The sequence below is a fragment of the Agromyces mediolanus genome (genome assembly GCF_023715325.1).
Classification (GTDB): domain Bacteria; phylum Actinomycetota; class Actinomycetes; order Actinomycetales; family Microbacteriaceae; genus Agromyces; species Agromyces mediolanus_A.
Window position 1 is genome coordinate 15,311 of sequence record NZ_JAMBNX010000008.1, and the last position, 24,088, is coordinate 39,398.

The following is a 24,088-nucleotide window of genomic DNA, read 5'->3' on the forward strand; positions in this document are numbered from 1 at the left end:
GCCCCGCCGTGCGGGGACCTCGCCCGTCGGTGAGCGCCGCGGCATCCGCTGCCGATGTGGAGGACGGGCGTCGCCCGTCCCCGGCCGGGCTACCCCCGCGTCGCGATGTTGACGAGCCTCGGCGCGCGCACGATCACGTTCACGATCTCGCGCTCGCCGATCGCCCGAGCGACCGCAGCCGAGTCGCGCGCGAGCTGCTCGAGCTCCTCGACCGACACCTTCGGCGACACCTCGAGGCGGTCGCGCACCTTGCCGTCGACCTGCACGATGGCCGTGACCTGGTCTTCGACGAGCAGTGCCGGGTCGGCCTTGCGCCACGGCACGAGGGCCACCGACGGCTCGTAGCCGAGCCGCTGCCACATGTCCTCCGCGGTGAACGGCGCGAACAGGTCGAGGACCATCGCCGTCACCTCGGCCGCCTCGCGAACCGCTGCGTCGGCGGGCCCGGGGCCCTGGTCGATCGCCTTGCGGGTCAGGTTCACGAGCTCCATCAGGCGCGCGACGATGACGTTGAACTTGTACGACTCGGCGAGGCCCGGGGCATCCGCCAGCAGGCGATGCGAGGCGCGCCGGAGCGCGCGATCGCCCGTGGACCAATCGACCTCGGGCGCGCTCGTCACGTCGTGCGCGACGCGCCAGGCACGGGCGAGGAACTTCGCAGACCCGACGGGCGAGACATCGGCCCAGTCGATGTCGTCCTCCGGCGGGCCGGCGAACGCGAGCGTCACGCGGAGGGCGTCGGTGCCGTGCGCGGCGAGCTCGGACGCGAACTCGACGAGGTTGCCCTTCGACTTCGACATCTTCGAGCCGTCCATGAGCACCATGCCCTGGTTCAGCAGGGAGGTGAACGGCTCGGTGAACCTCAGGTAGCCGAGATCGAACAGCACCTTCGTGATGAAGCGCGAGTAGAGCAGGTGCAGAATCGCGTGCTCGACGCCGCCGACGTACTGGTCGACGGGCGCCCACTTCTCGGCCTCGGCCGGATCGAAGGCGCGCGTGTCGTCGTTCGCGTTCAGGTACCGCAGGTAGTACCAGGAGCTGTCGACGAAGGTGTCCATCGTGTCGGAATCGCGCTTCGCCGCGCCGCCGCACTTCGGGCAGGAGACGTTGACCCACCCCTCCGCAGCACCCAGCGGGCTCGTGCCCTTCGGCTTCAGGTCGAGGCCCGCCGCGTCGGGCAGCCGCACCGGCAGTTCCGACTCGGGCACGGGCACCTCGCCGCACTCGGCGCAGTGAATGATCGGGATCGGGGTGCCCCAGAAGCGCTGGCGGGAGATCAGCCAGTCGCGCAGGCGGAAGTTCTTCGCGGCGCGGCCGGTGCCGCGCTCGTCGAGGATCTCGATGGCGCGGCGGATGGCGTTCGACTTCGACAGCCCGTCGAGCGGTCCGGAGTTGATCAGCCGGCCCTCGCCCGTGAGCGCGACGCCGGTGGAGGCCGGGTCGAGCGGCGGCAGCTCGTCGGGCTCGATGGCGTTGCCCTCGGCGTCGGTCGGGATCACGGGGATGACGCCCGTGACGGGCGCGTTCGTGTCGACGACCACGCGGACCGGCAGCTCGAAGGCGCGGGCGAAGTCGAGGTCGCGCTGGTCGTGTGCGGGCACCGCCATGATGGCGCCGTGGCCGTAGTCGGCCAGCACGTAGTCGCTCGCCCAGATCGGCAGGCGCTCGCCGTTCAGCGGGTTGACCGCGTAGCGCTCGAGGAACACGCCGGTCTTCGGACGGTCGGTCGCGAGCCGGTCGATGTCGCTCTCCGAGCGGACGGAGTCGAGGTAGCCCTCGAAGTTGCGCTGCACCTCGGCGGAGGAGCCGCCGGCGAGCTCGGCGGCGAGCGGCGAGTCGACGGCGACGACCATGAAGGTCGCGCCGTACAGGGTGTCGGGCCGGGTCGTGAACACGGTGACGCGCTCGTCACGGCCCTCGATCTCGAAGTCGACGTCCGCGCCGGAGGAACGGCCGATCCAATTGCGCTGCATCGAGACGACCTTCGACGGCCAGGTGCCCTCGAGCTGGTTCAGGTCGTCGAGCAGCCGGTCGGCGTAGTCGGTGACCCGGAAGTACCACTGGGTCAGGGCCTTCTTCGTGACCACGGCGCCGCAGCGCTCGCAGTGCCCGTCGACGACCTGCTCGTTCGCGAGCACGGTCTGGTCGTTCGGGCACCAGTTGACCTGGCCGGCCTTGCGGTAGGCGATGCCCTGCTCGTAGAGCTTCAGGAACAGCCACTGGTTCCACTTGTAGTACTCGGGGTCGCTCGTGTGCAGCTCGCGCGACCAGTCGAAGCTCGGCGCGTACTGGCGGAAGGAGCGCTTCTGCTGCGCGATGTTCGTGTAGGTCCACTCGCGGGGGTCGGCGCCGCGCTTGATCGCGGCGTTCTCGGCCGGCAGGCCGAAGGAGTCCCAGCCGATCGGGTGCAGCACGTCGAAGCCCTGGTGGCGCCAGTAGCGGGCGGAGATGTCGCCGAAGCCGAACGCCTCGGCGTGGCCCATGTGCAGGTCGCCCGAGGGGTACGGGAACATGTCGAGCACGTACTTGCGGGGGCGGGTGTCGCCCTCGCGGCCCGCGCGGAAGAGGTCGAGCTCCTCCCACACCGGAAGCCACTTCTCCTGGATGGCGGCGAAGTCGTAGGCGTCGGCGTCGGGGCGCGGCACGGATTCCTGCTCGTTGACCACGTGACTCTCAATCGTGCGTATCTGCGGGGGTGGGGATCGCGGGCGCGACGGAAGCGCGCTCGATGCGAGCCTCCAGCCTATTCGATCGCGGCGTCGGGGGCGGCGCCGAGGGCCTCGAGCAGCGCCCGGGCCTTCACCCGGGTCTCCTCGACCTCCTCGTCGGCCACGGAGAGCGCGGTGATGCCGCCGCCGGTGCCGATCGACGCGCCCGCCGGGGTCACGACGATCGAGCGGATGACCATCGCGAGGTCCGCGCCCCCGTCGACGGAGAGGGTGCCGAAGGCACCCGAGTAGACGCCGCGCTCCCCCGCTTCGAGCTCGTGCAGGATGCGCATCGCGCCCTCCTTCGGTGCGCCCGTCATCGAGCCGGCGGGGAACGCCGCAGCCAGGGCGTCGACGGCGCCGAGCCCGGGTCGGAGCCGCGCGGAGACGGTGGAGACGAGCTGGTGCACCTGCGGGTACTCCTCGACCGTGTGCAGGCCGCTCACGCGCACGCTGCCGAGCTCGGCGACGCGCGAGAGGTCGTTGCGCATCAGGTCGACGATCATGAGGTTCTCGGCCCGCTCCTTCTCGCTCGCGAGCAGCTCGGCGCGGAGGGCGGCGTCACGCTCCGGGTCGGGATGCCTCGGGCGCGTGCCCTTCATCGGCTTCGTCGAGACGAGTCCGCCGGGCTCGACGAGCAGGAACTGCTCGGGCGAGGCGCTGACGAGGGCGACGCTGCCGAAGCGGAGCAGCCCACCGTGATGGCTCCGGCTCGTGCGGCGGAGCCGCCGGTACAGCTCGACGGGGTCGAACTGACCGTCGACGTCGATGCGGTTGGTGAGGCAGAGCTGGTAGGCGTCGCCGCGGGCGATCGCTTCCTGACATTCGCGGATGCGTCGGCGGTACGCCTCTGGCGAGTGCCGCCAGCGCGGCTCGGCGACGGCGGGCGCGGCGGGCCCGGGGTCGAGGCCGACCGCCGCCACGGGCAGCGCGGCGATGGCGGCGGCGGTGCGCTCGAGCCAGGATGCCTGGGCCGCGACGAAGGCGGGATCTGCCTCGTCCTCGAGCCACTCGAGGCGCATCGTCCGAGCGGCGTGGTCGAAGACCACGGCGCGCTCGGCGAAGAAGAGCGCGGCCGCCGGCGTGCGCGTCGGCGCGGCGGGCAGGCCGAGCGCGCGAGCGCCGAACTCGTAGCCGAACCAGCCGAACCAGCCGAGCGGCGTCGCGCCCGCCGAGGCGTCGACGGGATCGCCGAGCTCGCCGCGGAGCCGCTCGAAGACGGCCGCGGGCGGAGTGCCGTCGTCGGCCACGAGGATCGCGGCACCGTCCCTCGGCACGGCGACGACGCTCGTGCCGGAGCTCGCGTCGATGCCGGAGTCGAGCCACGCCGACACCGGCGAGTCGCCGGTGAGCTCGAGGTGCACGAGCTCCGGGTCGCGCCACCCGGGCAGCGGTCGGCGACGGAGGCGTCGGGGCATCCCCTCAGCCTACGGCGCCCGCAGCCCATGCCGCGCCGCGGCCGGATCCCCCGCGCCCGCTCCCGCTCCGGCGCCCACGCGAGGGGGTCGATTCCCGACATCCGCTGCGGTGGTCGCGGCCTCGGATGCCGGAAAGCGACCCTTCCGCGCTCAGTCGAGCACGAGCTCGCGGTCGACGAGGCCCGGCGCGACCGGGGTATGCGAGATGAGCACGACGGAGCGACCGGATGCCGCGTCGAGCAGCTCCGCGAGCAGGGCGTCCGCCCGCGCGCGGTCAACGCTCGCGGTCGGCTCGTCGAGCACGAGCACGGCGAAGTCGGCGAGCATCGCCCGGGCCAGCGCGATCCGGTGCGCCTGACCGCCCGACACGAGGGCACCGCGCTCGCCGACCGGCGCGTCGAGGCCGCCGCGCTCGCGCATCCAGTCGCCGAGTCCGACCCGTTCGACGACGGCCTCGAGCTCCGCGTCGCTCGCCGTATCGCGCGCGAAGATGAGGTTCTGCCGGATGGACTCGTCGAACAGCCAGGGACGCTGCTCGACGAGCCCGATACGATCCCGCAGCCGGTGGGGGTCGAGCTCCCGCGCCTCGATCCCGTCGATGCGGTACGACCCGCCGTACTCGAGGAAGCGGACGAGCACATGGGCGAGCGTCGTCTTGCCGCTGCCGCTCGGGCCTCGCACGAGCACCCGCTCCCCCGGGTCGAGCACGAGATCCACGGGTCGGAGGGCGCTCGGCCGCTCGAGCTCGGCCGACCCCGGCCAATCGGCGTGCACGCCGTGCAGTTCGAGCCTGGGTGCGGTTCCGCCGGCCGGCAGCGCCCGGGGCGCGAGCGCGGGGACGGGCAGCTCCGGCGGCACCTCGGCGGGCACCGCACGGGCGACGCGCTCCGCCGCCGAGCGCGCGACGCGCCACGCCGCCGCCGCGGGCGGGATCGCCGCCGCGACCTCGGCGACGGCGAGCGGCACGAGGGCGAGGATCGCGAGCGTCGGCCCGTCGATGCCGCCGTTCGAGAGGACGGGGGCGGCGAGCCAGAGCGCGACGGCTGCACCGATGCCACCCATGGCCGCGACGGCCGCGGCCACCGCCCCGGCGGCGACCGCCCGCGCCCGCGAGACGCGTCCGAGTCGCCGGGCGAGGCCGTCGATGCGGTCGAGGTCGGCGGCGGCGGCGCCATATGCGACCAGCAGCTCCCTCGTGCGGAGGTGTTCGACGACCGCCTGCTGGAGCCGACCGCGCAGCGGGGCGAGCTCGCGGTCGGCCCGCGCGCCCGCGCGGTGCTGGGCGAACAGCGCGAGGCCGATGCCGGCCACGAGCACGACCGCGAGCCCGGCCGCCGCGCCTGGCGCGAGGAACGCGATGCCCGTCACCGCGGCGACGAGCACGACGAGCGCGCTCACGACGGGCTGCACCACCCGGAGGGCGAGGTTCTGCAGCTCGTCGACGTCGCCCACGAAGCGGGCGAGCAGCTCGCCGCCCCGGGTCGCCGGCACGCCGTCAGGTGCGACCGGGAGCATCCGCTCGTACACGCCGGCACGGACGGCCGCGAGCTGCCGGAACGCCGCATCGTGCCCCGCGAGTCGCTCGAGGTAGCGGAACACCGCACGCGACAGCGCGAACGCCCGCACGCCGACGATGCCGAGCGAGAGGAAGAGGATCGGCGGCTGCTCGGCCGCCCGGGTGATCAGCCAGGCGCTCGCGGCGAGGAGGGCGACGGCCGAGCCGCCGGAGGCGATGCCCGCGAGCACAGCCGGCATGAGCCGCCGGAGGGGTGGCATCGCCTCGCGCAGTACGCGACGGGTGGCGGGGTCACTTCGCGACACGGACGGCCTCCCGGAGCTCAACGGTGCGGTCAGCGGCGGCGACGAGCGCGGGGCGGTGGCTCGCGACGAGCACCGCGGTGCCGCCGTCCGCGAGCCGGCGCACCGCGGCGGCGAGCCGGGCCTCGTGTCCGGCGTCGAGCGCCGAGCTCGGTTCGTCGAGGACGAGCAGTCGCAGTCCCTCGGCGCGGGCGCGGTGCCACGCGCGGGCGACCGCGACGCGCTGCTGCTGCCCGCCCGAGAGGCCCGCCCCCTCAGGGCCGACCGGGTGCCCGGCCTCGAGCCCCACGGCGAGCTCGGCGAGCGCCTCCTCGAGCAGCGCCTCGGGCGCGTGCTCGCTGCCGAGCCGGACGTTCGACGCGACGGTGCCCGCGCGCAGCAGCGGCTGCTGGCTGGCCCAGGCCACGCGCGGCCGGGCAGCGGGCCCCGCGGTCACGCCGTCGACCCAGGCCTCGCCGTCGGCCTCGGCGAAGCCGAGCAGCGCGGCGATGAGGCTCGACTTGCCCGCACCGCTCGGTCCGACGAGGGCGACGACCTCGCCGGGTGCCAGTTCGAGGTCGACGGGAGCGGCGACGGCACGGCCGTCGCGCAGCGCCGCGAACCGTTCGAGCCGGAGCGCTGCGGCCGCCCCGGACCGTGCCGAGGGCGGCGTCGTCGCGGCGCGCGTGGCCGAAGCATCGACCCGCTCCCCCGCCTCGATGCGGTCGAGCGCCTCGCCGGAGGCTTCGAGCCCCTCGGTCGAGGCGTGGAAGGCGGCGCCCACGTTCCGCAGCGGCAGGAACACCTCCGGCGCGAGCACGAGCACGAAGAGGCCGGCCAGCAGGCCCATCTCGCCCGAGACGAGGCGGAGGCCGATCGACACGGCGACGAGGGCGATGGAGAGACTCGCCCCGAACTCGAGGACGAAGCCGGAGAGGAAGGTCACCCGCAGCACTCGCATCGTCTTGCCGCGGTACGCGTCGGTCGCCCGCCGGATGCGGCCCAGCTGGCGCTCCGCGCGGTTGAAGACCACGAGCGTGGACAAGCCGCCGACGATCTCGAGGAAGGCGGTCGAGAGCTGCTGCAGCCCCTCCCACTGCCGCTGCTGCACCTGCTTGGTGGCGAGGCCGATGAGGGCCATGAAGATCGGCAGCAGCGGCAGCACGATGACGAGGATGAGCCCGGAGAGCGGATCGGCGAGCCAGACCGCGACGAGCAGGATCGGCATCGCGACCACCGTGAGCACGAGCTGCGGGAGGTAGCGCCCGAAGTAGTCGTCGAGCGCGTCGAGCCCAGGCCCGAGCAGGGTCGCGAGCCTGCCCGTGCCGCCGGGCGCTCCGGCGCCGCGATCGACCGACTCCAGAACCGCCCGGCGGAGCTCGGTCTTCACCCGCACCGCCCCGGCGGCGCCGGACCACTCCCACACCCACGCCGCGAGCGCGCGCACAAGGACGCAGCCGACGAGCAGCAGCATGGCCCAGCCGAGCTCCGCCAGCGGGACGCCCGCGACGAGATCGGTGACGAGCCGGGCGAGGCCGTACGCGAAGCCGATGACGGCGGCGGCCTGGACGAGCGCGACCGCGCCGCCCGCGACGAGAAAGCCGCGGGCGGCACCGGAGCGCCGGATCAGACGGGGGTCGAGCGGTTTCACGTCAGTGCGCGGCCGCCTCGATGGTCTGCCTGGTGACGCGCTTGCGGAAGATCCAGTACGTCCACGCCTGGTACGCGAGCACGAGCGGGAGGAAGATCAGCGCGGTCCAGCTCATGAAGGTGAGCGTATAGGGCGTGCTGGAGGCGTTCGCGATCGTCAGGCTGTTCGCCGGATCGTTCGACGCGGGCATGACCTCGGGGAAGAGCGCCGCGAAGAGACCGATCACGGCCGCGGCGATCGTGAGGGCCATGAGCCCGAACGCGAGCCCCTCCTTGCCCCGCATGTTGGCCAGGACGCCGCCGATGAGGGCGACCGCCGCGACGGCGGCGAGCGCCCAGAACCACGCGGAGCCCTGCGCGACGCCGGTCCACAGGAGGAACGACGCAGCGACCACGATCGTGACGAGCCCGGATTTCGTCGCGAGGCGCTTCGCGCGGGCCCGCAGCTCACCCTCGGTCTTCAGCGCGACGAACACCGCGCCGTGCGTGAAGAACAGCAGGAGGGTGGTCGCGCCGCCGAGCAGGGCGTAGGGGTTCAGCAGGTCGAACAGCGTGCCGATGTAGTTGTGATCGGCATCGAGGGGGACGCCCTGCACGATGTTCGCGAACGCGACGCCCCAGAGCAGCGCCGGCACGGCCGAGCCGACGATGATCATGCGGTCGAACCAGGCTTTCCACTCCGACTCGGGTCGTTGATGCCGGTACTCGAACGAGACGCCGCGGGCGATGAGGGCGAGCAGGATCAGCAGCAGCGCGAGGTAGAAGCCGGAGAACAGCGTCGCGTACCACTCGGGGAACGCCGCGAACAGCGCGGCGCCGGCGACGATCACCCAGGTCTCGTTGAGATCCCAGACCGGGCCGATCGTGTTGATCATCACCCGGCGATCGGTGTCGTCCTTCGCGAGGAAGGGCATGGTCATGCCGACGCCGAAGTCGAAGCCGTCGAGCACGAAGTAGCCGACGAAGAAGAAGGCGACGATCCAGAACCAGAGAACGGCGAGATCCATGGCGAACTCCTTCTAGTAGACCGTCGAGGGCTGCTCGACGCGTCCGGTCTCGGGGTCGGGGGCGCCGATCTCGGGCGGCCCCTTCCTGACGGCGCGGATGATGAGGCGCACCTCGACCACCGCGAGGATGCCGTAGATCAGCGTGAAGGCGGTGAGCGAGATGAGCACGTCGAGACCCGTGACGTTCGGCGACACCGCGGACTCGGTGAACATCTGGCTGAAGACGATCCAGGGCTGGCGGCCCATCTCGGTGAAGACCCAGCCGACGATCATGGCGCCGAGCGAGAGCGGGAAGCTCCAGATCGCGACCTTCCACACCCACGTCTGCTTCGGCATGCGGCCCTTGCGGGTGAGCCAGAGCCCCACGACGGCGACGAGGACGTGCGCCATGCCGAGGCCGATCATCCAGCGGAACGCCCAGTAGGTGACCCAGATGATCGGCGTGTAGTCGCCCGGGCCCCACAGCTCGGTGTACTGGGCCTGCAGGTCGTTGATGCCCTCGACGCAGCCGTCGAGGCTGTGCGTCGACAGGAGCGACAGCAGATAGGGCACGCGGATGGAGAACAGCTCGTTGGTGCCGTCCGGGGTGCCGAGCGTGAAGATCGAGAAGGAGGCGTCCGCACCGCAGACGGTGTCGTAGGTGGCTTCGGCCGCGGCCATCTTCATCGGCTGCGTGGCGACCATGGCGAGGCTCAGCTGGTCGCCGAAGAAGGTGGTGAGCGCGCCCGAGACGATCATCGCCCAGAGGCCGAACTTCAGCGCCGGGCGCATCGTGTCGAGGTGCTGGTTGCGCGAGAGGTGCCAGGCGGCGGCGGTGATGATGAGGCCGGAGGACACCATGAACGCCGCGGCGATCGTGTGCGGGAACGCCGCGAGGGCGACCGGGTTCGTGAGCACGGCCCAGATGTCGACCAGCTCGGCGCGTCCGCGTTCGGCGTTCACCTCGAATCCGACCGGGTTCTGCATCCAGGCGTTCGCCGCGATGATGAAGTAGGCCGAGACGATCGAGCCGATCGCGGTCACCCAGATGGTGGCGAGATGCAGCTTCTGCGGCAAGCGGTTCCAGCCGAAGATCCAGAGGCCGATGAACGTCGCCTCGAGGAAGAAGGCGAGCAGGCCCTCGAGGGCGAGCGGGGCACCGAAGATGTCGCCGACGAAGCGGGAGTACTCCGACCAGTTCATGCCGAACTGGAACTCCTGCACGATGCCGGTGACGACGCCCATGGCGAAGTTGATGAGGAAGATCGAGCCGAAGAACCGCGTGATGCGGAGGTACTCCACCTTCGCCGTGCGCACCCACGCGGTCTGGAAGATCGCCGTCGTGGTGGCGAGGCCGATCGTGAGCGGGACGAATAGGAAGTGGTAGACGGTCGTCAGACCGAACTGCCACCTGGCCAGCAGGAGTGGATCGAGCAGATCATTCACAGGGTGCCCCCTTCGCGGCCATCCGGGCCCGAGCGGATGACTTCTACACTTCGTAGAAGCCTGCGCCATCCATTCTTCTACTCGACGTAGAAGAAGTGCAAGTCACGCAGTACGATGAAGCAATGGCAGGTCTTGGCGAGCTCGAACGAGCGGTGATGGAAGAGCTCTGGACGAGCGACGCCGCCCTCACGGCCAACGAGTTGCGCGACCGACTCGTGCTCACCGGTTCCGATAGCGGTCGCTCCCCCGCGACGACGACGGTGCTGACCGTGCTCTCGCGCCTCGAGCGCAAGGGCTTCGTGTCCCGCTCCCGCGACCAGCGGCCGCACCGGTATCGCGCGCTGCTCAGCCGGGCCGAGCACACTGCGGAGCTCATGCACGAGGTGCTCGACTCCTCGCATGACCGCGATGGCGCGCTCGCGCGATTCGTCGGCACCGTCACCGCCGGCGAAGCGCAGACCCTCCGCCGCCTCCTCGACGAGCTCAGCGCCCGGCGCTGACCATGCTCGTCGTCGCGGCCGTGCTCGCCGCCCTCGCGATCACGCTCGCGTGGCCGGCGCCGCTCGCCCTCGCGAGTGCCGCGTGGCCCGCCAGGGCGCCCGCCCTCGCCCTCGCCCTCTGGCAGGCGATCGCGCTGGCCGGCGGGCTCTCGATGATCGGCAGCCTGCTCGCCTTCGGCGCCTCGGCCTCCGGCTCGCTCCTCGCCGGGCTCGACGAGCTGCTGCCCCACCTCGTCGACGGCCCGATCCCGGGGCACTACGGCGTGTTCGAGATCGCCGCGCTCACCCTCGCCGCCGGCCTCGCGGCGCATCTCGCACTGAACCTCGCCCTCACCGCCGTCTCGGCGGAGCGGGAGCGACGCCGCCAGCACCAGCTCATCGACCTGCTGAGCGAGCCCCTGCCCGGACAGCCCGGCACCCGGGTGCTCGCCCACCCGGTCCCCCTGGCCTACTGCGTGCCCGGCCTCCGCACCGCGACCGTGCTCACCGAGGGGCTCATCGGCGCGCTCGAGGACGACGAGCTCGCCGCGGTCGTCGCGCACGAGCGCACGCACCTCGAACAGCTGCACCACCTCGTCCTGCTCTCGTTCCGCGCCTGGCACAGCGCGCTGCCCTGGTTCCCGATCGCGAACCGCGCCGAACGCGCGGTCTCGACGCTGACCGAGATGCTCGCCGACGACGGCGCCCGGCGCACGACCGGCGCCGAGCCGCTGCGGCGTGCCGCCGAGCGCCTCGGCGCGGACGCCGAGCCCTTCGCCTACGCGGATGCCGGCGGCGTGCGCCCCGACCCCGACCTGCTGGAGGCCCGGCTGCGCCGCCTCGACGGCCCGATCCCGCCGCTGCCCGCCGTGGAGCGCGTCGGCATCGTCGCGACCGCGGTCATCCTGGTCGCCACGCCCGTCGTCTCGATGATCGCGATCCTCGGCTGAGGCATCCGCCGCGGCCCCTGCGCCGCCTCCCCCCGTGGTACGGGGCCGGCACCCGTCGGATCCCTCCCCGGTCGGATGTGCTCCCCAGCCACGGCCCCTAGGCTCGGTGACGATGAACGAGCTGCTCGATTGGATCCTCGACACCGTCCAGAGCGTGGACCCGGTGCTCCGCACCGCGCTGGCGGGGATCGGCATCATGCTCGAGACCTCCGTGCTCATCGGCCTCATCGTGCCCGGCGACACGGTCGTGATCGTCGCCTCGACGGCGATCGAGAACGGCCCGCAGTACGTGGCGATGCTCCTGACGGTCATCGTCGGTGCGCTCCTCGGCGAGACGATCGGCTTCGTGCTCGGCCGCTGGTTCGGCCCGCACATCCAGCACTCCCGGCTCGGCCGCCGCATCGGCGAGGCGAACTGGCAGCGCGCCCAGCGCTACCTCGACCGTCGCGGCGGGCCGGCCGTCTTCATCTCCCGCTTCCTGCCCGTGCTGCACTCGCTCGTGCCGCTCACCGTCGGCATGAGCACGATGAGCTACCGGCGATTCCTCGCCTGGACCGCGCCCGCCTGCGCGATCTGGGCCGCGGCGTACACCACGGTCGGCTGGGTCGCGGCGGGCAGCTACCGCGAACTCAGCCGGGAACTGCACTGGGCGGGCTACGTCTTCGTCGCCGTCATCGCGGTGTTCCTCGTCGTCGTCTGGATCGCGAAGAAGCTGATCCTGCGCTCCGAGGCCCGGCATCTCGACGCCGACGACGCGGCCGTGGTCGACGCGGTCGCGGCCGAGGCGAGGCCCGCCGACGGCGAGGCCACCCCGAGCACGACGGAGGGGCCGGAGCCCCGGGCCTAGCCCGGGATTCCGACCCCTCTGCTCAACGGTCTCCGCTCAGCCGTGCGTCAGAACAGCGACTTCTCGGCCAGCCAGTCCTTCGCGATCTGCGCGGCCGACTGCTGCTCGTTGACGCTCAGGGAGTTGAGCGCCACGAGGTCCTCCGGGGAGAGCGCCGCGCTCACCGTGTCGATGACCTTCGCCATCTCGTCGGTGACCTTCTTGCTCACGACGGGCACGACGTTCGAGGCGAGGAAGAGGCCCTCCGGGTCGTCGAGCGTCACGAGGTCGTTCGCGGCGATGTTCGGATCGGCGCTGAAGATGTTCACTAGCTGCACCTGGTCGTCGACGAGCGCCTTCAGCGTGAGCGGGCCGCCGTTGTCCTCGATGGGCGTGAAGGCCACGTCGACGCCGTACACCGACTTCAGTCCCTCGGGGCCGTAGGGCCGGGTCGCGAGCTCGGAGTTGCCGCCGAGCGTGATCGGCGTCGTGACGTTCTTGAGGTCGGCGAGGCTCTTCACGTTGTTCGCCTCGGAGAACGCCTTGGTGACGTTGTACGAGTCCTGGTCGGTCGCGGGCGACTGGTCCAGCACGCGCAGCCCGTCGGGCAGTGCGCCCTCGAGCGCGCTGTACACGTCGTCGCTCGTCGTCGCCGTCGTGTCGGGCTCGAAGAACTGCAGCAGGTTGCCCGTGTACTCGGGGAAGACGTCGATGGCGCCGTCCTCGATCTCGGGCATGTAGACCTCGCGCTGCCCGATGCGGAACTGGCGGTCGACGGTGAAGCCGTTCTCCTCCAGTGCCTGGGCGTAGATCTCGGCGATGATCTCGTTCGAGTAGTAGTCCTGCGAGCCGATGACGATCGCGTCGCCGCCCGAGCCTCCGGGCGAGGACGATTCGTCGAGCGGGTCGCCGCCCGCGGCGCAGCCCGCGAGGGCGGTCATCGCGCCGACGGCGACGGCCGCCAGGGCGATGCGGAGGGTCTTGCGTGCCGTGTTCATACTGGATTCCCTTCGGTGATGGTGCGTCGGGCAGGGGTGCGCTTGCGTGCCGGTTCGCCGCCGGTGCGGGCGGAACGGGCGAGGCGCACCCCGGTCGGGGTGACGAGGCGCTGCACGAGGGCGAACGCACCGTCGACGACGAGGGCGAGCAGGATGACGAGGAGGGAGGCGCCGAGCATCTGCGCGTAGTCCCGCGTCTTCAGGCCTTCGAAGATGAATCGGCCGAGGCCCACGTCGGCGAGGTAGGCGGCGAGCATCGCGGTGGCGATGACCTGCAGCGCCGCCGAACGGATGCCGCCCACCACGATCGGCAGCCCGATGGGCAGCTCCACCTTGCCGACGATCTGGGTCTCGCGCATGCCCATGGCGCGGGCGGCGTCGATCGTGCGCCGGTCGACCGACTCGAAACCGGCGTAGGCGCCGGCGAGCAGCGGCGGGATCGCGAGGATGACGAGGGCGAGCACGGGCGCGCGCAAGCCGATGCCGAGCCAGAGGCCGAAGAGCGTCAGCACGCCGAGGGTCGGCAGTGCGCGGAGCCCTCCGGACACCATCACGGCGAGCTGCTTGCCGCGACCGGTATGGCCGATGACGCCGCCGACCGGCAGCGCGATGACCGCGGCGATGACGAGGACCACCGCCGAGACCACCAGGTGCTGCAGCAGCCGCGCGGTGATGCCACTGGGACCGGCCCAGTTATCAGGACCGAAGAGCCAGGCGATCGCCTCGGCGAAGAGGTTCATGCGGGCTCACCCGCCTCGACCGCGACGGGCTGCGCCGAACTGCGCCGGCCGGGCGCTGCTCGCCGCGCCCACGGCAGCAGCAGCCGCCCGGCGACCACGCTCAGCGCGTCGAGCACGAGCGCGAGCAGCATCGTCGCCACGATGCCGGTGACGATCTCGGCCACGATCCCGCGCTGGAAGCCGTCGGTGAACAGGCTGCCGAGGCTCTGCACGCCGATCACCGCACCGACGGTCACGAGGCTCACGGTGCTCACGATGACCACGCGGAGCCCCGCGATCAGCACGGGGCCGGCCAGCGGCAGTTCGACGGCCCAGAACCGGCCGGCGGCCGAGTACCCGACGGCCGTCGCCGCGAGGCGGGTGTCGGGCGACACCGCGTCGAAGGCGTCGGCGGCCGTGCGCACCATGACGGCGATGCCGTAGAGCGTCAGCGCGACGACGAGGTTCAGCGGCGAGCGGATGCCGAAGCCGGTGATCGCGGGCAGCGCGATGAACAGCGCCAGGGACGGGATCGCGTAGAGCACGCCGCAGAGGGTGAGCAGCACGCCTCTGGCCCACCGTTGCCGGTGGGCGAGGTAGCCGATCGGGATCGCGATCACGAAGCTCAGTATGATCGCGGGCACCGACAACGCGAGGTGGACGAGCAGGAGCTCGCCGACGAGTCCGACGTTCTGGACGAGCCAGTTCACGGTTCGAGGACTCCCGCCGGCCGGCCGTCCTCGTCGACCACCACGCGCTGACCGTCCACTTCCTCGAGCCGGAGCCGTCGACGCCCGCGATCCGCGCCGACGAACCCGCTGACGAAGTCGTCGGCGGGGCTCGCGAGGAACTCCGCCGGCGTGCCGGACTGCACCACCTTGCCGCCCGTGCGGAGCAGCACGACCTGGTCGCCGAGGAGGAACGCCTCGTCGATGTCGTGGGTGACGAAGACGACGGTCTTGCCGAGCTCACGCTGCAGTCGGCGGAGCTCCTGCTGCAGCTCCTGCCGCACGAGCGGGTCGACGGCGCCGAACGGCTCGTCCATGAGCAGGATGTTCGGATCGGCGGCGAGGCCCCGGGCGACGCCGACGCGCTGCTGCTGCCCGCCCGACAGCTGCGCCGGATACTTCTGCGCGAGCGAGGCATCCAGTCCGACCGTCTCGAGCAGCTCCATCGCCCGGGCCCGCGCCGACTGACGGCGCGTCCCGTTCAGCAGCGGCACCGTCATGACGTTGTCGAGCACCGTGCGGTGCGGCAGCAACCCCGAGTTCTGCATCACGTAGCCGATCGAGCGGCGAAGGCGCACCGGATCGACCGTCGCGACATCGGTGCCGTCGATCAGCACGGCTCCCTGACTCGGGTCGACCATGCGGTTGATCATGCGCAGCAGGGTGGTCTTGCCGGACCCTGAGGTGCCGACGAGCACGGTGGTCGTGCGCGGGGGGACGATCAGGTCCACCCCGCCGACCGCGACCGTGCCGTCGGGATACTGCTTGGTGACGCCGCGGAATTCGATCATGTATCGCTCTCCCCCGCCCGGAAGGTCCGAACGCGCGAGGACCAGCCAAACACCAATCCGGCCGGCGGGCAACGCCTCCGTCGGCGCGGCGCGGGTGGACTATGCTGCGGATCCGACCCGGGCGCGCACCTCGAGCGCGCCCTCGAGGTACTCGCGCACCACCCGCTTCGCCTCGCGCAGATAGCGCTCGTCGCCGTCAGGATTGCGCAGGAACGCGCGGTTCACGAGCGAGTCGACGAGCTCGATCGCGACGCCGAGGCGGAACCGCAGCTCCTGCCCGTCGTCCAGCTCGCCGAACTCCGCCTCGATCACGCTCGCGAGCCGGTCGGCGAACTCGGGTTCGATGCCGTCGTCGCTGAGCTCGCGCTCGGAGCCGTGCACGACGCTGAAGCCGGGCTCGTCGCGGTACAGGTCGATGCAGGCGTCGACGGCGAGCTCGACCGCGTGCCACCAGCCGTCGAGCTCGGTGCCGTCGAAGAGATCGGCGACCCGCTCCCGGTATCGACGCACGGACCGCTCGCGCAGTGCGTGCAGCACCGCGACCCGATCGGGGAAGTAGCGGTACACCGTGCCGATGGAGGCCCCGGCTCGCTCGGCCACCATCTGCGTGGTGAGCCGTTCGAAGCCGATCTCGTCGACGATCTCAGCAGCGGCGTCGAGCAGCGCGTCGAGGCGCTGCGAGCTGCGACGCTGGGTCGGTTCGGTACGGACGGTACGCTTCCGAGCGTGGTCGGTACCGAGGATCAGGTCGACGTTCGACACGAAACCTCCTTGGACTTGCCTGGCTACTTTACCTGGCCGTCGGCGCCGATCCGACCGCGCCGGCGCCGCGCGCCGCGGTTCGCCCCGGTCCACGCGGGCATGACAGACTGAGGGGATGCCGGCGAGCCCTCCCAACCCGCCCGGACCCCCCGAGCGGACGGCCCGGCACGGCGCCGCACGCTTCGAGGACTGGGTGCACGAGGTCCGCGAGCGGTTCGCCCGGCGCCGCGGGCACGTGCCGACGGTCGTTCCCTACACCGGCTACGGCTCCACCGACTGGGTGCGCGTGTTCTGCCGCGTGCTGCTCTCGAAACCGCGCACCGGCGACGAGCCCAGCGGCCGCCGACGGCGGCGGCCCGGCCAGGAGAGCATCCGCGGTTGGCGGAGCTTCACGAGCGTCCCGGTCGGCGACGTGCCGGTCGTCATCCGCATCGGCGAGGTGCGCATCGAGGTGCTCGCCGACCGCGGCGGCGTCGTCGACACCAAGATCCCGGTCGCGCTCGCACCGGGCTGGCATCGCGCCATCCTCTCGACCGAGGGCGCCGTCGAGGTCGAGGCGCCCGTCCTCGTCGTCTCTCCCGAAACCGACTTCGGCATCATCTCCGACGTCGACGACACCGTCATGGTGACCGCGCTCCCGCGCCCCCTCGTGGCGGCCTGGAACACCTTCGTGCTCGCCGAGCACGCCAGGATCCCGACCCCCGGCATGGCAGTGCTGTTCGAGCGCCTCGCTCGTTCTCATCCGGGCGCGCCGGTCATCTACCTCTCGACCGGAGCGTGGAACGTCGCCCCGACGCTGACGCGCTTCCTCTCCCGCAACCTGTTCCCCGCCGGCCCCCTGCTCCTCACCGACTGGGGGCCGACCCACGACCGCTGGTTCCGCAGCGGCCGCGCGCACAAGGAGCAGAACCTGCGTCGGCTCGCCGAGGAGTTCCCCGGCATCCGCTGGCTCCTCATCGGCGACGACGGCCAGCACGACGAAGAGCTCTACGCGAGCTTCGCCGAGGAGTACCCCGACCGCGTCGCCGCGATCGCGATCCGGCAGCTCTCGACCGGTGAGGCGGTGCTCGCCGGCGGGCGCACGAAGGTCGGGGAGCACGACGACGGCATCCCGTGGGTCTCCGCCAGCGACGGCTCCTCCCTCGCCGACCGGCTGGCCGAGGCCGGTGTGCTCACCGGGCGCGGCAGCGGCACCTGAGCCGGGCGCCGGGACGAAGCGCGATCAGCCGCGACGCGGGCCGGCCTGCTCCCGCGACCGGCGGAAGCGGAGCAGCCCGCGGTTCACCTGCCGCGCCCAGAACGGCCCGCGGTAGATGAAGGCCGAATAGCCCTGCACGAGGGTCGCCCCCGCATCGAGTCGGTCCTGCACATCGGCCGCGGTCTCGACGCCGCCGACCGAGACCACGCAGAGCTCCGCCGGGACCTCCGCCCGGATGAGTCGGAGCACCTCGAGCGAGCGGGCGGCGAGCGGCGCGCCGGAGAGCCCGCCGGCGCCCTTCGCCTCGACCTCGGCGGCCGGGGTCTTCAAGCCCGCCCGGGAGATCGTGGTGTTCGTCGCGATGATGCCGTCCAGGCCGATCCGCAGCACCAGTGCGCAGATGCGGCGCACCTCCTCGTCGGCGAGGTCCGGCGCGATCTTCACGAGCAACGGCGTGGAACCGGCCGCCGCGCGAACCGTCTCGAGCAGCGGGGCGAGCGCGTCGAGTTCCTGCAGGCCGCGGAGTCCGGGCGTGTTCGGCGAGCTGACGTTCACCACGAGGTAGTCGGCGAATGGGGCGAGCACGCTCGCGCTCCGCTCGTAGTCGGCGACGGCGTCCTCGACGGCGGTGACCCGGCTCTTGCCGATGTTCACCCCCAGGACGGGGCGGTGCGTGCGGCGAGCGAGCCGGGAGAGACGGCCGGCCGCGGCATCCGCTCCCCCGTTGTTGAAGCCCATGCGGTTGATGAGCGCACGATCGGCGACGAGTCGGAAGAGTCGGGGCCGCTCGTTGCCGGGCTGCGCGATCGCGGTGATCGTGCCGACCTCGACGTGGCCGAAGCCGAGGTTGCCGAGGCCCCGGACCGCGAAGCCGTCCTTGTCGAAGCCGGCCGCGACGCCGAACGGCGAGGGGAACCGGAGTCCCAGCGTCTCCACCGCGAGCGAGGAGTCGGGGCCGGTGAAGCGTTCCACGAGGCGGCCGACGCCGAGGGTGGGCAGCGCGCGGATGACGCGGAAGGCGAGGTGGTGCGCGTCTTCGGGGTCGAGCTTCGACAGGAAGAGCGAGAAGAGGAGTCGATACATGCCGGAGCCAGGCTACCGGAGGCGGGGAACGCGGGTGCGACGCTCGTCGCGCCCTGCGAGGCTCACTCGACCGGGCGCGCGGGCAGGCGACCGTGCTCCTCGCGGAGCTGCGCGATCGCCGCGTCGAAGTCGTCGAGCGACTCGAACGCCTGGTACACGCTCGCGAAGCGCAGGTACGCCACCTCGTCGAGCTCGCGCAACGGGGGCAGGATGGCGAGCCCGATGTCGTTCGCCTCGATCTGCGAGGCCCCGGTCGACCGGATCGTCTCCTCGACCTTCTGCGCCAGCACCGCGAGGTCGGAATCCGTCACCGGGCGCCCCTGGCAGGCCTTGCGCACCCCCAGCACGACCTTCTCGCGGCTGAACGGCTCGACGACCCCGGAGCGCTTAATGACGACGAGGCTCGCCGTCTCGGTGGTCGAGAACCTGCGCCCGCACTCCGGGCACTGCCGACGGCGTCGGATCGAGAGTCCGTCGTCGCTCGTGCGGGAGTCGATGACACGCGAATCTGGGTGGCGGCAGAACGGGCAGTACATGGTGTGCCAAGCCTACCCCCGGCTCGGAGGCCGGCTCAGCCCTCGGGGAAGCGCGCCGTCACGGCCTCGCCGTGGGCCGGCAGGTCTTCCTCGGCCGAGAGGGCGGCGATGACCGGCGCGACCTCGCGGAGCGCCCGCTCGTCGTAGCGGACGAGCTGCTGCGGCCGCAGGAAGGTGGCCGCCGAGAGCCCGGCGGCGTGCCGGGCCTGGCCGCCCGTCGGCAGGACATGGTTGGAGCCCGCCGCGTAGTCGCCGAGGCTCACCGGCGAGTACGGGCCGAGGAAGATCGCCCCGGCGTTCTCGATGTCCGCGAGGACCGCATCGGGGTCGCGGACCTGGATCTCGAGGTGCTCGGGACCGAACGCGTTCGCGAAGGCCGCGGCCTGCGCGAGGTCGTCGACGAGCACGAGCGCCGATTGCGCCCCGCCGAGCGCCGCGAGCACGCGTTCGCGGTGCTTCGTCGCCTCGGCGCGCGCCGCGAGCCGGTCGAGCACCCGCTCGCCGAACGCCTCCGAGTCGGTGACCAGCACCGAGGCGGCGAGCTCGTCGTGCTCCGCCTGGCTGATCAGGTCGGCCGCGACGAAATCGGCGTCCGCCGCGTCGTCGGCGATGACGAGGATGTCGGTGGGCCCCGCCTCGGCGTCGATCCCCGTGACGGCGGCGACCACCCGCTTCGCGGCGGCCACGTACACGTTGCCCGGGCCGGTGACCCGCTGCACCGGGTCGAGGCCGAGCTCGTCGACCCCGTACGCGAAGGCGCCGATGGCCCCGGCGCCGCCCATCGCGTAGACCTCGGTGATGCCGAGGAGCGCGGCGACGGCGGCGACCGTCGGGTGGATGCGCCCGCCGTGGGCGGCCTGCGGCGGCGAGGCGAGCGCGATCGAGGCGACCCCTGCGGCCTGGGCGGGCACGACGTTCATGACGACGCTCGAGGGGTACACGGCCTTGCCGCCGGGGACGTAGAGGCCCACCCGGGCGACCGGCTGCCAGCGCTGCTCCACGACGGCGCCGTCGGCGAGCACCGTGCGTGCGGGCGCGGGCACCTGCGCCGCGCTCGAGGCGCGGACCCGCTCGATGGTCGACTCGACGGCCCGGCGGACCTCGGGAGCGAGCCCGTCGAGCGCCGCCTGCAGTTCAGCGTCGGGCACCCGGATCGCGGGCGGGCGCACTCGATCGAGACGCTCCGCCTGGGCGAGGAGCGCCTGCTCGCCGTGCTCGCGGACCTCCTCGACGAGCGCTCGAGCGGTCTCGAGCGCAGCCGACACGTCGGTGGCGGCTCGGGGCACGAGCGCGAGCAGCTCGCGCTGGGTCGGACGGGTTCCGCGGAGATCGATCGTTCGCAGCATCAGGGCTCCAGCCTAGCGAGGCCGGAGCCTGCGCCCGGTGCGGCTCAGCTCAGGCAGTTCGGCCCGAGCAGGCTCTTCAGCTCGCCGTAGAAGTCGGCCGTCACCCGGACCGGGTGCGGCACCTCGAAGACGCGCGCCGTGCCGCCCTTCACGAGCCGGAGCCGCACCTCGGTGTCGCCTCGGTGCCGCGCGAGCACCTCGCCGAGCGCCGTGATCGTGTCGGTCGTGGCGCGCACGTCCTGCACGGAGATCATCACGGGCCCGCTCTCATCGCCCTGACCGAGATCGGGGGTGAAGACGCTGAAGGCGTGCAGGTTCATGCCGTCGTCGCGCATGCTCACCCGGCCGCGGACGACCGCGATCGAGTCGGCCTGCAGTCCGGGCGCGAACTCCTGGTAGGCCTTGCCCATGAACATCACGGTGATCTCGCCGGAGAAGTCCTCGACCTGGATCATGCCGTACTGATTGCCGGAGGACTTCGCGATGCGGTGCTGCACGCTCGTCACGAGTCCCGCGACCACCACCGTGTCGCCGTCCTGCGTGTGCTCCGAGCTGACGAGGTCGGCGATCGTCGTCGAGGCGTGCTTCGCGAGCGGCACCTCGAGGCCGGCCAGCGGGTGGTCGGAGACGTAGAGCCCGAGCATCTCGCGCTCGAACGCGAGTTTCGTGCTCTTCGGCCACTCGGGCCGCGGCGGCACCTGCGAGGCGACCTCGGAGCGCTCGCCCTCGTCGAAGAGGTCGTCGAAGTTGAACCCGGCTTGCCCGGTCGCCTCGACGCGCTTCGTCGCGACCGCGCCGTCGACCGCCGATTCGTGCGTCTCGACGAGCGCGCGCCGTGTGTCGCCGAGCGAGTCGAAGGCACCCGCCTTGATCAGGGATTCGACGGTGCGCTTGTTCGCGACCTGGAGCGGCGACTTCTTCAGGAAGTCATGGAACGACTCGAACCGCCCCTTCTCGTCGCGCGCTGCGCGGATCGCGTCGACGACGTTGAACCCGACGTTCCGCACCGCGCCGAGACCGAAGCGGATGTCGTCGCCGACCGCGGCGAAGAAGCCGATGGATTCGTTGACATCGGGCGGCAGGACCTTGATGCCCATGCGTCGGCACTCGTTGAGATAGAGCGCGAGCTTGTCACGGGCGTCGCCGACGCTCGTGAGGAGGGCGGCCATGTACTCCGCCGGATAGTGGGCCTTGAGGTAGGCGGTCCAGTAGCTCAGCACGCCGTAGGCGGCCGAGTGCGCCTTGTTGAACGCGTAGTCGGAGAACGGGAGCAGGATGTCCCACAGCGTCTTGATCGCGGCCTCCGAGTAGCCGTTGTCGATCATGCCCTGGGAGAAGCCCGCGTACTGCTTGTCGAGCTCGGACTTCTTCTTCTTGCCCATCGCACGCCGAAGGATGTCGGCCTGGCCGAGGGAGAAGCCGGCCACCCGCTGCGCGATCGCCATCACCTGCTCCTGGTAGATGATGAGGCCGTAGCTCGTGTCGAGGATGTCTTTCAGGGGCTCGGCGAGCTCGGGGTGGATCGGGGTGATCTCCTGCAGCCCGTTCTTCCGGAGCGCGTAGTTGGTGTGCGAGTTCGCGCCCATGGGGCCGGGGCGGTAGAGCGCGATGACCGCGGAGATGTCCTCGAAGTTGTCGGGCTTCATGAGTCGCAGCAGCGACCGCATCGGGCCGCCGTCGAGCTGGAACACCCCGAGCGTGTCGCCGCGGGACAGGAGGTCGTACGCCGGCTGGTCGTCGAGGGCGAGGTCTTCGAGCACGGGGCGGAAGCCGCGGTTCGCCTCGATGTTGTCGAGGGCGTCGTCGATGATCGTGAGGTTTCGCAGACCCAGGAAGTCCATCTTGATGAGCCCGAGGGACTCGCACGCCGGGTAGTCGAACTGCGTGACGATCTGGCCGTCCTGCTCGCGCTTCATGATCGGGATGATGTCGATGAGCGGGTCGCTCGACATGATCACGCCGGCCGCGTGCACCCCCCACTGGCGCTTCAGATTCTCGAGCCCGAGCGCGGTGTCGAAGACGGTGCGCGCCTCGGGGTCGGTCTCGATGATCGCCCGGATGTCTCCCGCCTCCTTGTAGCGCGGGTGGTCCTTGTCGACGATGCCCGAGAGCGGGATGTCCTTGCCCATGACGGCCGGCGGCATCGCCTTCGTGAGCTTCTCGCCCATGGAGAAGGGGAAGCCGAGCACGCGGCCCGAGTCCTTCAGCGCCTGCTTGGCCTTGATGGTGCCGTAGGTGACGATCTGCGCGACGCGCTCCTCGCCGTACTTCTCAGTGACGTACTTGATGACCTCACCGCGCCGACGCTCGTCGAAGTCGACGTCGAAGTCGGGCATCGAGACGCGGTCGGGGTTCAGGAAGCGCTCGAAGATGAGCCCGTGCTGCAGCGGGTCGAGGTCGGTGATCTTCATCGCGTACGCCGCCATGGAGCCGGCGCCCGAGCCACGGCCGGGGCCCACGCGGATGCCGTTCTCCTTCGACCAGTTGATGAAGTCGGCGACGACGAGGAAGTAGCCGGGGAAGCCCATCTGGCTGATGACGCCGACCTCGTAGTCGGCCTGCTTGCGCACCTCGGCCGGGATGCCGTTCGGGTAGCGCTGGTGCAGCCCCTTCTCGACCTCCTTCACGAACCAGCTCTCCTCGTTCTCGCCCTGCGGCACGGGGAAGCGCGGCATGTAGTTCGCGCTGGTGTTGAACTGGACGTCGCAGCGTTCGGCGATCGCGAGCGTGTTGTCGCAGGCCTCGGGGTGGTCTCGGAAGAGGTGGCGCATCTCGGCCGCGGTCTTCAGATAGAACTCGTCGGCGTCGAACTTGAACCGATTCGGGTCGTCGAGCGTCGAGCCCGACTGCACGCAGAGGAGCGCGGCGTGGCTCTTCGCGTCGTGCGCATGGGTGTAGTGCAGGTCGTTCGTGGCGACGAGCGGCAGCCCCAGGTCTTTCGCGAGGCGCAGCAGATCGTCCATGATGCGCTTCTCGATGCCGAGGCCGTGGTCCATGATCTCGCAGAAGAAGTTCTCGCTGCCGAAGATGTCACGGAACTCCGCGGCCGCCTCCACCGCCTCGTCGTACTGGCCGAGGCGGAGGCGCGTCTGCACCTCGCCCGACGGGCACCCCGTGGTGGCGATGAGCCCCTTGGAGTAGGTCTGCAGGAGCTCGCGGTCCATGCGCGGCTTGAAGTAGTAGCCCTCGATCGAGGCGAGGCTCGAGAGCCGGAACAGGTTGTGCATGCCCTCGGTGGTCTCGGAGAGCAGCGTCATGTGCGTGTACGCGCCGGAGCCGGACACGTCGTCGCCGCCGCCGTCGCCCCAGCGCACCCGCGTCTTGTCTCGACGGTCGGTGCGCGGGGTGAGGTAGGCCTCGGTGCCGATGATCGGTTTGATGCCGGCGTCGGTCGCCTGCTTCCAGAAGTCGTAGGCGCCGAACACGTTGCCGTGGTCGGTGACCGCGACGGCGGGCATCTCGTGCCCCTGGGCGGCCTTGATGAGCTCCCCGACTCGCGCGGCGCCGTCGAGCATCGAGTACTCGGAGTGGACATGCAGATGAACGAAGGAATCGGCGGCCACGTGGCTCCTCATCGGGTGGTGCTGCGGGTGGTTCTGGGGTGTGCTGAGAGTCTACGGCGGGCCACCCACATGCCGACCGCCGACCCACCACCGAGGACGCGCTG

Annotated in this window: 19 protein-coding genes; 4 read left to right on the plus strand and 15 right to left on the minus strand. The window is 71.5% G+C overall.

What is annotated here, in order from left to right:
* Window positions 1-89 precede the first annotated feature (89 nt).
* The 6 genes from leuS to M3147_RS14080 all read right to left on the minus strand — a co-directional run bounded on the left by leuS (window position 90) and on the right by M3147_RS14080 (window position 10,005).
* Window positions 90-2,645: a leucine--tRNA ligase gene (leuS, locus tag M3147_RS14055; RefSeq protein ID WP_251204104.1), complete on the minus strand. Its 2,556-nt coding sequence runs from the start codon at window positions 2,643-2,645 to the stop codon at window positions 90-92.
* Window positions 2,646-2,743: 98 nt separating this feature from the next.
* Window positions 2,744-4,126 (minus strand): anthranilate synthase component I family protein, encoded by a 1,383-nt coding sequence (locus M3147_RS14060; protein ID WP_251204105.1) that lies wholly within the window; start codon window positions 4,124-4,126, stop codon window positions 2,744-2,746.
* A gap of 150 nt (window positions 4,127-4,276) precedes the next feature.
* A complete protein-coding gene (cydC, locus tag M3147_RS14065) occupies window positions 4,277-5,947 on the minus strand; it encodes a thiol reductant ABC exporter subunit CydC (RefSeq protein WP_308201073.1) in 1,671 nt (556 codons plus the stop codon).
* Window positions 5,934-7,574: a thiol reductant ABC exporter subunit CydD gene (gene cydD / locus M3147_RS14070; RefSeq protein ID WP_251204106.1), complete on the minus strand. Its 1,641-nt coding sequence runs from the start codon at window positions 7,572-7,574 to the stop codon at window positions 5,934-5,936. Before cydD ends, cydC begins: the two co-directional genes overlap by 14 nt.
* Window position 7,575: 1 nt before the next feature.
* Window positions 7,576-8,580 carry a cytochrome d ubiquinol oxidase subunit II gene (gene cydB, locus M3147_RS14075; protein WP_251204107.1) on the minus strand — a complete coding sequence of 335 codons (1,005 nt, stop codon included), beginning with the start codon at window positions 8,578-8,580 and terminating at the stop codon, window positions 7,576-7,578.
* Between the two features lie 12 nt (window positions 8,581-8,592).
* Window positions 8,593-10,005: a cytochrome ubiquinol oxidase subunit I gene (locus M3147_RS14080; protein ID WP_251204108.1), complete on the minus strand. Its 1,413-nt coding sequence runs from the start codon at window positions 10,003-10,005 to the stop codon at window positions 8,593-8,595.
* A 122-nt stretch (window positions 10,006-10,127) separates the two neighbouring features.
* On the opposite strand from M3147_RS14080, the gene M3147_RS14085 reads away from it, so the two are divergent.
* The 3 genes from M3147_RS14085 (at window position 10,128) to M3147_RS14095 (ending at window position 12,281) form a co-directional block, all read left to right on the plus strand.
* Window positions 10,128-10,505 carry a BlaI/MecI/CopY family transcriptional regulator gene (locus tag M3147_RS14085; protein WP_251204109.1) on the plus strand — a complete coding sequence of 126 codons (378 nt, stop codon included), beginning with the start codon at window positions 10,128-10,130 and terminating at the stop codon, window positions 10,503-10,505.
* Window positions 10,506-10,507: 2 nt separating this feature from the next.
* Entirely contained in the window at window positions 10,508-11,434 is a 927-nt protein-coding gene (locus tag M3147_RS14090) for a M56 family metallopeptidase (RefSeq protein WP_251204110.1), read from the plus strand.
* Window positions 11,435-11,546: 112 nt separating this feature from the next.
* Window positions 11,547-12,281 carry a DedA family protein gene (locus tag M3147_RS14095; protein WP_251204111.1) on the plus strand — a complete coding sequence of 245 codons (735 nt, stop codon included), beginning with the start codon at window positions 11,547-11,549 and terminating at the stop codon, window positions 12,279-12,281.
* Between the two features lie 47 nt (window positions 12,282-12,328).
* Here the strand turns inward: M3147_RS14095 and M3147_RS14100 are convergent, their stop codons facing one another.
* The 5 genes from M3147_RS14100 to M3147_RS14120 all read right to left on the minus strand — a co-directional run bounded on the left by M3147_RS14100 (window position 12,329) and on the right by M3147_RS14120 (window position 16,258).
* Window positions 12,329-13,258, minus strand: coding sequence for an ABC transporter substrate-binding protein (locus tag M3147_RS14100; protein WP_251204112.1), 930 nt, complete (start codon window positions 13,256-13,258; stop codon window positions 12,329-12,331).
* Window positions 13,255-13,998, minus strand: coding sequence for an ABC transporter permease (locus tag M3147_RS14105; RefSeq protein ID WP_251204113.1), 744 nt, complete (start codon window positions 13,996-13,998; stop codon window positions 13,255-13,257). The genes M3147_RS14100 and M3147_RS14105 overlap by 4 nt, the downstream gene beginning before the upstream one ends.
* Window positions 13,995-14,687, minus strand: coding sequence for an ABC transporter permease (locus M3147_RS14110; RefSeq protein ID WP_251204114.1), 693 nt, complete (start codon window positions 14,685-14,687; stop codon window positions 13,995-13,997). Before M3147_RS14110 ends, M3147_RS14105 begins: the two co-directional genes overlap by 4 nt.
* Window positions 14,684-15,496, minus strand: a complete 813-nt coding sequence (locus M3147_RS14115; protein WP_251204115.1) for an ABC transporter ATP-binding protein — start codon at window positions 15,494-15,496, stop codon at window positions 14,684-14,686. The genes M3147_RS14110 and M3147_RS14115 overlap by 4 nt, the downstream gene beginning before the upstream one ends.
* 99 nt (window positions 15,497-15,595) lie before the next feature.
* Window positions 15,596-16,258 carry a TetR family transcriptional regulator gene (locus M3147_RS14120; protein ID WP_251204116.1) on the minus strand — a complete coding sequence of 221 codons (663 nt, stop codon included), beginning with the start codon at window positions 16,256-16,258 and terminating at the stop codon, window positions 15,596-15,598.
* Window positions 16,259-16,373: 115 nt separating this feature from the next.
* Between M3147_RS14120 and M3147_RS14125 the strand changes: the two genes are divergently transcribed.
* Window positions 16,374-17,456 (plus strand): App1 family protein, encoded by a 1,083-nt coding sequence (locus M3147_RS14125; RefSeq protein ID WP_251204117.1) that lies wholly within the window; start codon window positions 16,374-16,376, stop codon window positions 17,454-17,456.
* 24 nt (window positions 17,457-17,480) lie between these two features.
* Here the strand turns inward: M3147_RS14125 and M3147_RS14130 are convergent, their stop codons facing one another.
* The 4 genes from M3147_RS14130 to dnaE all read right to left on the minus strand — a co-directional run bounded on the left by M3147_RS14130 (window position 17,481) and on the right by dnaE (window position 23,936).
* Window positions 17,481-18,539, minus strand: coding sequence for a quinone-dependent dihydroorotate dehydrogenase (locus tag M3147_RS14130; protein ID WP_251204118.1), 1,059 nt, complete (start codon window positions 18,537-18,539; stop codon window positions 17,481-17,483).
* A 62-nt stretch (window positions 18,540-18,601) separates the two neighbouring features.
* Entirely contained in the window at window positions 18,602-19,075 is a 474-nt protein-coding gene (gene nrdR / locus M3147_RS14135; protein ID WP_189086504.1) for a transcriptional regulator NrdR, read from the minus strand.
* Between the two features lie 35 nt (window positions 19,076-19,110).
* A complete protein-coding gene (gene hisD / locus M3147_RS14140; RefSeq protein ID WP_251204119.1) occupies window positions 19,111-20,421 on the minus strand; it encodes a histidinol dehydrogenase in 1,311 nt (436 codons plus the stop codon).
* A gap of 44 nt (window positions 20,422-20,465) precedes the next feature.
* Complete coding sequence (gene dnaE / locus M3147_RS14145; RefSeq protein ID WP_251204215.1) at window positions 20,466-23,936, minus strand: DNA polymerase III subunit alpha; 3,471 nt, start codon at window positions 23,934-23,936, stop codon at window positions 20,466-20,468.
* Window positions 23,937-24,088 lie beyond the last annotated feature (152 nt).